The sequence below is a fragment of the Streptomyces cathayae genome (assembly GCF_029760955.1).
GTDB lineage: Bacteria > Actinomycetota > Actinomycetes > Streptomycetales > Streptomycetaceae > Streptomyces > Streptomyces cathayae.
In genome coordinates this window covers 1283933-1297139 of record NZ_CP121682.1, presented here as the reverse complement: position 1 = coordinate 1297139, position 13207 = coordinate 1283933, and the positions used below count along the sequence as shown (strand labels likewise).

Genomic DNA, 13207 nt, shown 5'->3' with positions numbered 1-13207 from the left:
ACATGAGCCAGTCCCGTCCGGCGGCAGTCGGAGATCACTGCCCGCGCGGTGGAGACGACCCGCACCATGGGCCGCCCACCGGCGGGAAGAAGGTCAGCTGCGCGCCGGACGGGTTGCGCCGGCTCACCGACGGATCAGAGCTCCGAGGAGAACGTCGTCCTCGCGGCTCGTCACCACCGCTGACCACTGACCACTGACCGCTCGGGCGGTGCGGCGTCCCGGGACGCCACCGGTGGAACCCGGCCGCGGAGTAGGGGGAAGGTCCGGGCGGGGCACCTGTGAGCAAGGCGATGCCTCCGGGGCCGGTGACAAGGTCGGAACGGCTCCGGAGGCCGGAACGAAAGCTCCGTCAGGCCAGGTCGCTGACGATGTCGAGCAGCGCGTTCGTGGCCCGGCGGTGCAGGGTGTGGCCGAACGTCACGCGCATCGCCCCGAGAGCGCCCAGCTCGGCGGGGGTGGGCCCGTCCGGCAGGCACAGCGCGTTCACCGGGCAGTCCACGCACGCCACGATGTCGGGGAGCAGCTCGCTGGGTGCGAGGATCGGGTACACCACGTCGGCGCCCGCCTCGACATAGCGGCGGGCACGCTTCACGGCGGACTCCACGGAGCCGTCCCCGAAGAGGAACGTGTCGATCCGGGCGTTGACGACGAGCCGGTCGCCGGCCTCCACACTGACCTCGGCCAGCCAGTCGGCGTGCCGGTCGGCGTCCTTGACCTGGCCGGTGGCGGGGTCGGAGTCCTCGAGGTTGCAGCCGACCGCGCCGGCCTCGAGCAGCCGCTCGACGATCTCGCGCGGGGACAGCCCGTATCCGTCCTCGATGTCGGCGGTCACGGGGACGTCCACGGCGCGGGTGATGCGGGCGATGGCGGCGAACATCTCGTCGGGCGGGGTGTGCCCGCCGTCCTCGTGGCCGAGGACGGCGGCGACGGCCGCACTGGACGTGGCGAGCGCGGCATGGCCCGCCCCGGCGAAGACGCGGGCGCTGACCGCGTCCCACACGTTGGGGATGACGAGCGGTGACGCGGCCTCCTCCCGCTGGTGCATGCGACGGAAGTCTTCGGCGGGGGTGAGACTCTGCAAGGGTTACCTCCTACTGAGCTGGTGTTCGGCGTACAGATCGGCCAGCGCCCGTGCCAGGTCCAGCGACTGGCCGCGGTTCAGCCTGGGGTCGCAGGCGGTTTCGTAGCGGGTCGGCAGGTCGGCGGGGGTGACCGGGTAGGTGCCCCCCAGACATTCGGTGACCTGATCACCGGTCAGTTCCGTGTGGACCCCGCCGGGATGGGTGCCGAGTGCGCGGTGCACCTCGAAGAATCCGCGGAGTTCGTCCACGATCACGTCGAGGCGGCGGGTCTTGAACCCGCCGTCGGCGAGGAAGGTGTTGCCGTGCATGGGGTCGCACACCCAGACCACGGGCGAACCGGCGGCGGTCACCTTGGCCACCAGGTCGGGAAGGACGTCGCGTACGGCGTCGGCTCCCATGCGGGCGACGAAGGTGAGGCGGCCGGGTTCCCGTTCGGGGTCGAGCCGGTCCACGAGGGCGAGGGCGTCGTCGGGGGTCGTGGTGGGGCCCACCTTCACGGCGATCGGGTTGCGGATGCGTGCGACGTAGTCGATGTGGGCGTCGCCGGGTCGGCGGGTGCGTTCGCCCACCCACACGGTGTGGGCGGACAGATTGTAGGGGCCGGACGGGGTACCGCGGGTCAGGGCGTGCTCGTACTCCAGGACGAGGGCCTCGTGACTGGTCCAGAACTCGGTGCGGCTGTGCGCCGCCAGCGCACGCAGCAGGTTCAGCGTGGTCGCCGACACCCGGTGCGCCCGGGCGAGACGGCCGGGCTGCGGGGTGCGGGACTCGGGGGTGAAGGCGGAGGCGTTGACCAGGTCGCCCCGGTAGGCGGGCAGTGTCACGCCGTCCCGGGTCTCGTGGGCGTGGGAGCGCGGCTTGGCGTACTGACCGGCCATGCGGCCGATGGTGACGACGGGCATGACGGCCGCCTCGGCGACGACGGCGGCCATCTGGTTGAGCGTGCGGAACTTGGCGTCGATCTGCTCCTCGCGGGCTCCGTCGAAGGTCTCGGCGCAGTCGCCGCCCTGGAGGACGACGGCCTCGCCGCGGGCGACGGTGGCGAGGCGGTCGCGGAGGGTGTCGCACTCCTCCGGCAGGACCAGGGAGGGAGCCAGGCCGAGTTCCGCGACGGCCTCGGCGAGGGCCTCCCGGTCGGGCCACTCCGGCTGCTGGGCGGCGGGCAGGTCCGACGGCGGGAAGGGATGCGGGGTGGGTACGGAGTGCGGGCGTCCGGGCCCGCGGCCGTCCGGCGGGGTCGCCGCACCGGTCGTGCGGTGGGCGGCTCCGGCCGGGCGGCCGCTCGGATGGCTGGTGTCGATGGGGTGCTCGGTGAGCCGGCTGACGGTCACAGCGGTGGTGTCCCTCTCTTCGGGGCGCGGTCGGCCGGGGGGCCTGCCGTTCCCGTGTACTGGGTGGGGTCGAGCGGCGCGGCGAACTCCCCCGGCCGGAGCACGCCGTCGAGTCCGGGCAGGCCGGCCAGGACGGAGCCGAGGGTGCGGCCCTCCTCGCCGGCCCGCCCGGAGACCGCCGTCGCCGGATGGCGGCCGGGCGCCGCAGGTCGTCGAGGACCACGCCGTGGGCGCGGGAGGCGATCAGTGTCGCGCCGGTGCCGAAGACGTCCCGGCCGGTGGAGCGGACAGCCTCCGGGTGCCCGTCCCGGCGGTGCCGATCTCTGAGTGTCCTCCGGTGTTCAGTTGCCGGCCTCCGCTGTGGGCGTGGGCCGGTGGACCGGAGCGGGGCTGCTCATACGCGCACGGCGTTCCAGCCGACGTCGCCGTCGGGGGCCGGCCCGGTGGCCGGCAGTCCGGCGGTGAGGAGCCGCCCGGCGCTGTTCCAGCCGACGTCCCCGGCCGGGACGGCACGGACCGCGGCGGCGCCGGCCCGGCGGAGGGTGCGGTCGCTCTCACGATCGTGACCAGTGGCGTTTCCGGTGACGACGCCGGACGGACCGCTGCCGCCGCCGACGGACGTGGCGAACACCGCGGTGCCGGACGCGACGAGACGGTTCCAGCCGACATCGGCCGCCCGCGCGGAGCCGCCGGTCGTGACGGCCGCCCCCAGCGCGCCTGCCAGGGCCAGTGCGGTGACGGCCCCCCGGCCGTCGGCACGCCAGGATCGTGACGTCCTGGCAATCCCCTCGAACATGGAAGTCCCCCTTCTTCGTCTGTCCTCGGTGATCCCCGAGTGGCATGTGGAATGTGCTGGTGATCGGGCCCGCGAACGCCGTTCCCCCGGACACCGCGGCAATGGGCCGCGCGTCGACGCCCGGTTGAATGAGAAGCGGAGTCTGGCCGAATGTTTTCAGCCGATCGATAACGGATCGACGTTTCCTCGGCCCATTGGCAAGAATGCGTCTTGAATGGCGGGCCCCCTCCCGTTCGAAAAATGGTGCCAGCCTTGGAGTGGACCCGGATAATCATGGATACTTCGGGTCGGCGCACTGCTGTGAAACGAGGGATGCAAATGCATACACAGGTGCCAGAGAGTGGCATGACGGAGATGTCGGGCACGGTGTGGGGGGAGCCGTGCCGCGCTCCCGCCGACGCCGGGCGCGCAACCCAGGCGCTGCGTCACGCGGCGGTGGCGCTCAAGGGGCTGTCCCGGTCGCTCGAGACGCAGGCGGAACTCCTCCGCCCGCCCGCCGACGGGCGCCACCCCGAAGGCGGGACCGGCCCCTCCGATTCCGGATTCCGCTACGTACACGGTCTCGAAGAGATCGGCGAGGCCATTCAGCGCGAACTGGACCGTGCCACCTCGGAGATCCTCACCGCACAGCCGGACGGACCGCGCCCCGGGGTCGTGCTGGCCCACGCCCTCGAAGCGGTACGCGACCGTATCGCATCCGGGGTGTCCATGCGGACCCTCTACCAACACAGCACCCGCTTCGACGAACCGACAAAGGAATACGTCCGCACCGTGACCGGCTTCGGTGCCCAGATACGCACCCTGGCCGAATTCTTCGACCGGCTCATCATCGTCGACCGCAAGACGGTGTTCATCCCGGCGAACGCCGACCGCACCACCGCGATCGTCGTCACCGAACCGGCCGTCGTGAAATTCCTGACGGACATGTTCGAAAGGGCCTGGGACCGCGCGGAACCGTATCCTTTCATTCCGGTTCGGGCCGCCGACGCCGCGGCGGAAATCATCCCGTCCATACGTGATGCGATCTGCAAACTCCTCGTCGAGGGACGGTCCGACCGGGAGATCGCCCGCCGCCTCGGATTCAGCCTGCGCTCCCTGCAGTCGCACGTCGCCCGGCTCAAGGACGACTACGGTGCCGAGCACCGGCTCCAGCTCGGCTACCTCATGGGTGTGAAGGAGAGGTGCGAGGGCCGCATCACCGAGGCCCGCCCGGAGGACCTGGTCACCGCGCCCGACGACCCCAGCGGCGTCGAACGGGACCTCGCGGAGCCCGGACGCGGCTCGTGCGCACGCGACGCGACCGTCTCGGAGACCGAAGCCTCCGGAACCCTGAAGGTCTTACCGCCCACCGGGCGCGCCGCCGATCGCACCCCGCCGTCCCAGGGTGCCCACCCGCCGGCCCCGGACCGACCCGCCGTCCGCCGCAGCCCCACGTCCGAAAGGTGACCCATGCCGTCCGCTCCGTACGGACTCTCCGCGAACGAGAACCCCTACCCGCCGCTGCCCTCGGTGCGGGAACTGCTGGGCGCCGAGGCGGCCAGGATCAACCGTTACCCGGACCGCTTCTGCACCGAGCTCACCGAGGCCGTCGCCAGGCGGCACTCCGTTCCCGCCGGCCATGTCGCGGTCGGCGCCGGATCGGTGGGCGTCACCCTGCACCTGCTGCACTCGCTGCTCGTCGGCGTGGAAGGCCGGCAGGGCGGGCAGGGCGGGCAGGGCGGGCAGGGTGGTGAAGTCGCCTATGCCTGGCCGTCGTTCGAGGCCTACCCGCACCTGACCGGGCTGTGCGGCGGACGGTCCGTACGGGTGCCGCTGACCGATCACCGGCACGACCTGGAGGCGCTCGCCGACGCGGTCACCGCCGACACCCGGGCCGTCATCGTCTGCAATCCCAACAACCCGACCGGCACGGCCGTGCGCCGCACCGAACTGGAACGCTTCCTCGACCGCGTACCCGGGCACGTCCTCGTCGTCCTCGACGAGGCCTACCGGGAGTTCGTCCGGGACGAGGACGTGCCCGACGGCGTCGAACTGTACCGGGACCGTCCCCAGGTGGTGGTGCTGCGCACCTTCTCCAAGGCCTACGGGCTCGCCGGCCTGCGCGTCGGCTACGCCCTCGCCCACGAGCCGGTCGCGGCGGCGATCCGCCGAGCCGTCGTCCCGTTCGGCGTCGGTGCCATGGCCCAGGCCGCGGCCGTCGCCTCCCTCGGTGCCGAACGCGAGCTCATGGAGCGGGTCGAGGCGCTGGTCAAGGAACGGCACCGGGCCCGCGAGGCCCTCCTCGCGACCGGCCTCGACGTGCCGCCCTCGGAGGCCAACTTCCTGTGGCTGCCCCTCGGGGAGCGCACCTCGGCGTTCGCCGACGCCTGCGCGGACGAGGGCGTCACCGTCCGCGCGTTCCCCGGGGAAGGGGCCCGGGTGTCCCTCGGGGAGACGGAGGCCAACGACATCGTGCTGCGGGTCGCCGCGAGCTTCGCCCGCACCGCGGCGCGGTAGCCCCACGCACACGACGGCCGCCGTTCCCGGGGCCCGCCCCTCGCGGAACGGCGGCCGTCGCCGCCACGGGCCTCAGCCGTCGGCCGGTTCGAGCACCAGCTCGCCCGAAAACCACTCCTCGACCCGCCGCAGCCGCTCCACGCACTCGGCGCGGGTCCCGCCGCTCACCAGTGCCATCACCAGGAAGTCGGAGGACGCGGTCGCCGGGCCCATCACCTGACCGGGCTTCACGAACGTGGTGAAGCGCTCGAGCCACGGAAAGCCCGGCTCCTCCCGCGGCACCGACACCACACGCCCCGGACGCTTCATCAGCACCATCTGCCCGGCCATCCGGCGCGGCGGCCCCGGGCCGTCGCCCAGGTGCTCCGGCAGCGGCAGTCCCAGCTGCGCGCGCACCCACGCCTCCGTCGGATCGACGCCGTACATGATCCGCACGATGTCGCGGATGGCGGCGCCGCCTGTGCGGCACGCGATCTCGCACAGCACCAGCTCGTCGTCGGGGGTGTGGAACACCTCGGCGTGGAAGGTGAACTGCTCCGGCTGGGGCATGGCCGCCAGCAGCCGCCCGGTGAACTCCAGGAGCCTGCCCGCCAGCGGATCGTCCACGTCGAGGGTGAGATCCATGCGGGGGCCGGTGTCGGTCCGGAAGGTGGCCAGCGCGTACTGGTACTGCGACGGCCAGGCGAACACGGTCCGCCCGTTCACCACCATGCCGTCCACATGGCACATGCGGCCCGGCACGTACGCCTCGACGAGCAGGCCCGGCCGGTCCGGTCCGTACAGTCCATGGGCGGCGTCGTCGGCGAGATACGCCCTGAGCTCCCCCTCGGAGTGCAGGACGCTCAGCCCCATCGAGCCGGCGCTGTCGTGGGGCTTCACCACCACCGGGAAGCCGTGCCGCCCGGCATGGGCGGCGATGTCGGCCGCGCACTCCACCTCCCGCCAGGGCGCCACCGCCAGGCCCGCGTCCGCGGCGATACGCTTCATCAGCGTCTTGTCCCGGAACGGTTCGACGGTGTCCATCCGCTGACCGGGCAGGGAGAGGATCTCCCGCAGGACGGCCGCCCGTTCCAGGTCCCGCTCGTGGCAGGCCACCACGTGCCGGACCCCGCGCTCACGGGCCAGGTCGAGCGCGCGCTCCTCCAGCAGTCCGCTGCCGTCGTACCCGTCGAGGGCCTCGGCATGGGCGTAACCGGAGCCGGGCGGTGGCAGTTCCTCCGCGACCAGCCTCAGGTTCTCCGCGCAGGTCAGCAGCAGCACGTCGCCGTCGTGGCCGTCGAGCCACTCGTGGTACGGGGAGCCGCGCAGGGAACCGATCTGATGCAGGACGAGCACGCTCATGTCACGCCACCTCCACGGCGCGGGCGGCCGCGGCGGCCTGGGCGCGGACCTGGGCCCGCGGGTCACCGGGCCGGTACCGGACGCCGTCGACACGCCACGCCCCGCCGGGCCGGCGCACCGCCTCCACGACGTAGGGGTGCCCCGGGTCCGGGGGCAGAACGGCCGGCACCGCGTCGGTGACCGGCAGGCCGGGGCCCTCGTGCCGCTCTTGCGCGCCGTACGGCTCCACCACGAGGCCGGGCACGGCGGCGACGGGGCCGTCGGTGAGGCCGCCACGGGCGAACGCGCGCAGCCCCGTCTCGTCGCGGAGCACGGCCACGACCTCCCGCCCGGGGGTACGGCGGCGGCGCACCGCGAGCGGATAGCCCCAGACGTGCGCCGCCCGGTACAGGTCGAGGATGCGGCGGACGTCCGCGCGCTCCGTGACCGGTACGCCGGCCCGGCCGAGGAGGGCGTGAGCGGCCACCGCGTCGACGAGGACCAGGGCCTCGTCACGGGTCTGGCCCGGCAGGCCGAGGGCGTCGCGCAGCGCGCCGGCGCGGACCTGGTCGGCGGGGTGCAGCGCCAGGACGGCGGTGACGGTGCGGTGCCGGGCCAGGTCGAGCACGGTGGTCTCGGCGTCGGCGGACGCGTACCGGCCGACGTGCCGGACCTCGGAGTAACCGGCCGGGGCGCCGGGGACACCGGTGCCGGGGACGTCGGTGACGAGCACCGGGTCACGGCCGAGGCCGGCGAGCCACTCGGGACAGGGCGGCAGCGTGCCGGTGCCGCTCCGGTGAAGGACGACGGCGGTCATCGGGCAGCGTCCCCTTCCATGCGGACCGTCAGGCGGGTCGCGACGAGTTCCTCGCACAGCCGCACGGCCTCGTCGGTGTCCGGCGCGGTGACCGCGACCATGCCGAGCCGGTCCCAGTTGTCCCTGGTCTCGCGGACCACGGACCCGGGGCGGGCCGCGATGTCGACGGCGAGCACCGCGGGGTGCAGCCGCAACTCCTCGACGCCCTCGACGGCGGCGACCCGGCCGGGCCGCGCCAGGATGCCGCGGGCACAGCCGGCGGCGGTGGGGCGGGGGCGTTCGGCGAGCGGCTCGACGAGGCGGAACGGCCAGGCCAGGGAGTAGTGCACGAGGTCGATGCCGTACGCGGCCGCGACGAGTTCCTGGATGTGGCCCCCGCCGTTGCGGTTGTGGCCCTCGATGACCAGGGGACCGCGCGGCGAGAGCCTCAGCTCGGTGTGTGCGGGACCGTCCTGGATCCCGACGGCGTCCAGGAACGCGGCGGTGGCCTCGGTGAGCTGCCGCTCGTCGTCGGCCGTGAGCCGGGCGGGGACGGCGTGGCCCAGTTCGGCGAAGTGGGTCTCGTCGACGAGTTTCTCGGTGAGGGCGACGACGACGTGGCGGCCGTCGAAGCTGAACGACTCGACGCTGAACTCCGGGCCCGGGATGTACTCCTCCATGAGGAAGTCCGTGACCCGGTACAGCGTGGTGCCGCGGTCGACGCCCTCCTCGCGCACGGCGGTGATCCGTTCCCACGCCGTGTCGGCGTCCTCGGGCCCACGGACCAGCAGGACACCGAAGCCGGCGGTGAGATCGACGGGCTTCACGACGAACGGGTGGCCGTGGGCGGCACCGAACGCGTCGAGCGAGGCACGGTCGCCGAGCGGTTCCGCCGCCACCGCGAACCGCGGCGCGCCGGCGGCCAGATGCCGCCGCATGGCCAGCTTGTCGCGCAACAGGCGCGCCGGTTCGTACCCGGTCCCGCCCAGCCCGAACAGGTCGTTGACCCGGCCGGCGATCTCCAGGCCCGGCTCGGTGAGCGACAACGAGGCCGTGAAACCCCAGACTTCGTGGGCGGCACGCGCGAGGGGTTCCACCACGCTCCAGTCGGTGAAGTCGGCGACGAACGTCACGTCGGCGAGCCGCGCCTGCTCGGGGGTGAACTTGTCCTTGTGCTGGATGAGGATGACGTTCAGGCCCAGCGCCTTGGCCCGGCGGATCGGTTCGGCGGCGTGGCCGAGGAGCAGCAGGGTGCGTTCGGGCACCATCGGCTCGCGCGGTGCGGCGGTGACCGCGTTGACGAGCGGGGCGCGGGTGCGCACGCGCAGCAGCGCGGCGGCCTCACCGGCGCGCCGGTCGGCCTGCTCGGCGTCGTCGGCCTCCAGGACGACGTAGCCGTGCCGGCTCGCGGAGTGGACGGTGGCGGGCAGTTCGTCGCCCGGCGCGAACCGGAAGGACACCTCCTCCACGTAGGGCAGGGCGCGGACGGCGTCGAGCCCGTCGACGCTCTCCACGGTGCCGGGTTCGAACTGGAAGAAGCGGATGGCGCCGCTGCGGACCGCGGGGCCGGGAGCGGCGGCGCGGCCGGCGAGGAGGTCGAAGAGGGCGGCCTCGATGTCGAAGCCGGTGGCGATGCGGATCAGGGCGGGGATGCGGTCGCCGCCCAGGCGGGCCTGGGACTCGACGATGCGGGGGCCGTCGTCGGTGAGGATGACCTCGGTGTGGGCGGGGCCGAAGCGGTGTCCGGCCGCGTCGAGGAGGGCGAGGACCTCCTTCTCCACGGCGGCCGCCGTGCCGGAGGGCAGCGGTGCCGGGAAGAGCTGGCCGGTCTCCACGAACAGCGGTGCGGGCGTGGTGCGTTTGGCGGTGATGCCGACGACCTGGTGGCGGCCCCCGGCGCTGAGCGTCTCCACGCTGTACTCGGGACCGCGCAGGTACTCCTCGACGAGGACGGGCCCGTCGTGGCCGAGGGCGGCCAACTGGGCGGCCCACCGGTCGAGTTCCCCGCGGTCCTGGACCAGCCGGACGCCGGTGCTGCCGGCGAGTCCGGCCGGCTTCACCACGGCCGGGTAGCCGAACTCCGCGAGCGCCGCGGCGGCTTGTGCGGGGCTGTCGAGGGCGACGCAGCGAACGGGGGAGAGGCCGTGCCCGGCGAGCAGTTCGCGCAGCGCCGCCTTGTCGTTGAGGCGGCGCACGGCCTGGGGCGGGTTGGGTGCCAGCCCGAGCGCGTGCGCCTCCTCCGCGACCGGCAGCATGGTCGTCTCCCTGCCGAGGTGCAGCACGTGTGCCACGTCGTGGGCGAGGGCCGTCTCGCGGACCAGCCGGCGCAGCCCGGCCTCGTCGTCGAAGTCGCAGAGCAGCAGCTCGGCCGAGTGGGCCGCCACGTCGCGGAGATAGTCCCGGGACTGCAGTTCCGGGTCCCAGATCGACCACACCCGGAACCCGGCGGCCACGGCCTTCTCGACGAGTTGCCGGTACGGCATGACCATGAGGATGCGGTGCTCGGCGGTCATCGGTGCGTCTTCTTTCCTGCGGGCCCCGTGGGGGGCTCATGTGCTGGTGACGTGGTGCCGGGAGAGGGAATCGACGCGGGCACGGCCCGTACGCGGGACTTGTCGGGCACGTCCGAGGTCACGAGGGACATCGCCCCGATCAGGGCGTTGTCGCCGACGGTGATCGGACCGAGCAGGGTGGCGCCGGCGCCCACGGTGACACCGTTGCCGAGGCGCGGGTGACGGCGCGCGGTCCGGTCCCGCTCCCCGGGGCCGTCGTGCCACCAGCCGGTGGAACCGAGGGTCACCTGGTGGAAGAGGGAGACGTCGTCCCCGATCACGGCCGTCTCGCCGATCACGACCCCGCTGCCGTGGTCGACGAAGAACCGCCGGCCTATGCGGGCCCCGGGATGGATCTCGATGCCCCCGGTGAGGACCTTGGCCACCGTGGAGACCAGCCGGGCCGAACGGTAGTGGCACCGCCGGTGGAGGCGGTGGCCTGCGCGGTGGCAGGCCAGCGCGATGACCGTGGGGTGCAGGAGCGCCTCGCCCCTCGTGCGTACGGACGGATCGCGCGCCAGGACGACGTCCAGGGTCTCGGCGGCCCTGCGGTGCAGCGGCCGCCGTCCCTTCGGGCCGGTCACGCGGCGGCCGCCGTCTTCTCCGCGTCCGCGCGACGGGCGTCCAGCACCCGGAACAGCGACCGGTACAGCACGATCGCGACCACGCCGAACAGGGTGAACACACCGGCCATGGTCCACACGTTCGCGACGGCGCTCAGCGTGACGCACAGGGAACCGACGAGAAGCCCGAGCCGCACCTGGAGCCCGTACGCGGCCATGTACTTGGTGCGGGACTCCTCCGGCACCAGGTTGGCGAGCAGGGTCTGCTTGACCGGGGCGTTCATCAGCTCACCGGCCGTGACGACGAAGGTGGCGGCGATCAGGGTCCAGGCGTCGCCGCTGACCGTCCACACCGCGTAGCCGGCGGTGAAGACGACGATGCCGTAGGTGAGCCGGCGGCGTTCGTCCATCCTGCCGAGAAGTCTGCCGACCCAGAGGGCGCAGCACACCACCAGCAGGGTGTTGACCGCCCGCATGATGCCCAGCATGTTGACGCCGTCCACCGTGACCTGCCACGAGCCGACGTGGAACAGCCGCTGCGGGTCGAAGTCGTTGCCCAGGCGGACGGCGATGGACGAGGAGATCTGCACCTCGACGGAGCGGATGAGCAGGGCGGCGCAGGCGAGCCGCAGGAACACCCGGTCGCTGCACACCTGCACATAGCCGCTGAGGGCCGAGCGGACCCCGCGCGGATTCTCCACGGTGCCCGCGGGCGCGGTCTCGGTGATGCGGAAGTACGTGACGAGGAGGATGAGGCCCGTGCCGACGGCGGCGGCCAGCAGCAGCTGGAAGAAGTAACCGCCGTACAGGAAGCCGCCGATGAGCGAGCCGAGCATGAACGCCAGGTTCACCGACCAGTAGTTGATGGTGTACACGGCCGTGCGTGACTCGGGCGTCGAGACGTCGACGATCATCGTCTCGCTCGCGGGCAGCGCGATCCCGGCGAGGCAGCCGGCGGTCAGGTACAGCACGTACAAGGCGATGCCGTTGCCACCGACCAGCGGTGAGGCGACCAGGGCGAGTCCCGCGTACGACAGGAACGCCCCGAGTTCACCGACGAGCAGCACCGGACGTCGGCCCCAGGTGTCGGACAGGTGTCCGCCGATCAGGTTGCAGGCGATCGTGGCGAGGGCCGCGCCGAGGGTCATCACACCGGCGGTGGCGGTGCCGTACAGGCCGGAGAAGTGGATGACCATCAGCGGCACGAGCATGATGTCGAAGCACCGCTGGACGAAGCCGACGCCGATGCGCAGCCGCAGATTCGGATGCAGATCGCGGAATCTCACGCCGCGTCCTCCTGCGCGGGGCCCGCCGCGGCGTCCGGTTCCTCCGGCCACCAGCTGAGGTAGCGCTCACCGCTGTCGGGGAAGACGGTGACCACGGTCCTGCCCGACAGGTCGTGGCGGCGGACCAGTTCGGCGCAGGCGTGGGCCGCCGCGCCGGCGGACACCCCGACCAGCAGCCCGGTGCCGGCGGTGACGGCGCGGGACGCGGCGGCCGCGTCCTCGTCGGTGACGGTCACGATCTCGTCGATGAGGGAGACGTCGGTGACGGGACTGGTGAACCCGCCGTTCAGACCGGGGATGCGGTGCGGGCCCGGTTCACCGCCGGACAGCAGCGGCGAACCGGCCGGCTCCACCGCCACGACGGTCAGGTCCGGGTTGCGCTCCCGCAGGTGGCGGGCGGTGCCGGTGAGGGTGCCGCCGGTGCCCACCCCGCACACCAGGTAGTCGACGCGGCCCCCGGTGTCCCGCCAGATCTCCGGCCCGGTGGACTCGTAGTGGGCGAGGACGTTGGCGGGGTTCTCGTGCTGCCGTGCGTACCAGGAACCGGGCAGGTCGGCGTGGAGTTTCTCGGCCCGTTCGACGCAGCCGGCGAAGCCGAGGGCGTGGTCCGTGAACTCGACGGCCGCACCGAGCATACGCAGCGTCAGGACGCGTTCCCGGGAAGCGTTGTCCGGCAGCACGATGAGGCAGCGGTAGCCGCGGGCGACGGCCAGCGCCGCGAGCGCGATGCCGGTGTTGCCGGACGTCGACTCGATGACGGTGGCGCCGGGGGTGAGCTCGCCGGACGCCACGGCGGCGCGCAGCATCGACAGGGCGGCGCGGTCCTTGACGCTGGACAGCGGATTGGCCGCCTCGAGCTTGGCGAGGACGTCGGCGGTGGGGGGCAGTCCGTCGAGACGGAGCCGCAGCATCGGCGTGTTCCCGACGAGGTCTTCCAACGAGGTGGCGACGCCGCCTTCGCGAGTCTGGTGCATGGGGCCGGTTC

General features: G+C 73.0%; 11 protein-coding genes. 2 read left to right on the top strand and 9 right to left on the bottom strand.

Features of this window, described 5'->3' with window-relative positions; all coding sequences use genetic code 11:
- Positions 1-349 precede the first annotated feature (349 nt).
- The 3 genes from PYS65_RS05880 to PYS65_RS05870 all read right to left on the bottom strand — a co-directional run bounded on the left by PYS65_RS05880 (position 350) and on the right by PYS65_RS05870 (position 3209).
- Positions 350-1081 carry an isocitrate lyase/PEP mutase family protein gene (locus PYS65_RS05880; protein WP_387039964.1) on the bottom strand — a complete coding sequence of 244 codons (732 nt, stop codon included), beginning with the start codon at positions 1079-1081 and terminating at the stop codon, positions 350-352.
- Positions 1082-1084: 3 nt separating this feature from the next.
- Positions 1085-2248 carry a 3-deoxy-7-phosphoheptulonate synthase gene (locus PYS65_RS05875; protein WP_279337867.1) on the bottom strand — a complete coding sequence of 388 codons (1164 nt, stop codon included), beginning with the start codon at positions 2246-2248 and terminating at the stop codon, positions 1085-1087.
- A gap of 559 nt (positions 2249-2807) precedes the next feature.
- Positions 2808-3209 (bottom strand): hypothetical protein, encoded by a 402-nt coding sequence (locus PYS65_RS05870; RefSeq protein ID WP_279332716.1) that lies wholly within the window; start codon positions 3207-3209, stop codon positions 2808-2810.
- Between the two features lie 345 nt (positions 3210-3554).
- Between PYS65_RS05870 and PYS65_RS05865 the strand changes: the two genes are divergently transcribed.
- Together PYS65_RS05865 and PYS65_RS05860 are read left to right on the top strand one after the other, a co-directional pair.
- Positions 3555-4655 carry a hypothetical protein gene (locus tag PYS65_RS05865; protein WP_279332715.1) on the top strand — a complete coding sequence of 367 codons (1101 nt, stop codon included), beginning with the start codon at positions 3555-3557 and terminating at the stop codon, positions 4653-4655.
- A 3-nt stretch (positions 4656-4658) separates the two neighbouring features.
- Entirely contained in the window at positions 4659-5705 is a 1047-nt protein-coding gene (locus PYS65_RS05860; protein ID WP_279332714.1) for a histidinol-phosphate transaminase, read from the top strand.
- 72 nt (positions 5706-5777) lie between these two features.
- Here PYS65_RS05860 and PYS65_RS05855 read toward each other — a convergent pair whose 3' ends face one another.
- The 6 genes from PYS65_RS05855 to PYS65_RS05830 are packed head-to-tail and all read right to left on the bottom strand — an operon-like array spanning position 5778 to position 13196.
- Positions 5778-7046, bottom strand: coding sequence for an ATP-grasp domain-containing protein (locus PYS65_RS05855; protein ID WP_279332713.1), 1269 nt, complete (start codon positions 7044-7046; stop codon positions 5778-5780).
- A gap of 1 nt (position 7047) precedes the next feature.
- Positions 7048-7842, bottom strand: a complete 795-nt coding sequence (locus tag PYS65_RS05850; protein ID WP_279332712.1) for an ATP-grasp domain-containing protein — start codon at positions 7840-7842, stop codon at positions 7048-7050.
- Positions 7839-10334 carry an ATP-grasp domain-containing protein gene (locus PYS65_RS05845; RefSeq protein WP_279332711.1) on the bottom strand — a complete coding sequence of 832 codons (2496 nt, stop codon included), beginning with the start codon at positions 10332-10334 and terminating at the stop codon, positions 7839-7841. Before PYS65_RS05845 ends, PYS65_RS05850 begins: the two co-directional genes overlap by 4 nt.
- The gene (gene epsC, locus PYS65_RS05840; RefSeq protein WP_279332710.1) at positions 10331-10957 is read right to left on the bottom strand and encodes a serine O-acetyltransferase EpsC; all 627 of its coding nucleotides are present in this window, start codon (positions 10955-10957) and stop codon (positions 10331-10333) included. The genes PYS65_RS05845 and epsC overlap by 4 nt, the downstream gene beginning before the upstream one ends.
- Positions 10954-12222, bottom strand: coding sequence for an MFS transporter (locus tag PYS65_RS05835; RefSeq protein ID WP_279332709.1), 1269 nt, complete (start codon positions 12220-12222; stop codon positions 10954-10956). The genes epsC and PYS65_RS05835 overlap by 4 nt, the downstream gene beginning before the upstream one ends.
- Positions 12219-13196, bottom strand: coding sequence for a PLP-dependent cysteine synthase family protein (locus tag PYS65_RS05830; RefSeq protein ID WP_279332707.1), 978 nt, complete (start codon positions 13194-13196; stop codon positions 12219-12221). The genes PYS65_RS05835 and PYS65_RS05830 overlap by 4 nt, the downstream gene beginning before the upstream one ends.
- Between the last annotated feature and the right edge of the window lie 11 nt (positions 13197-13207).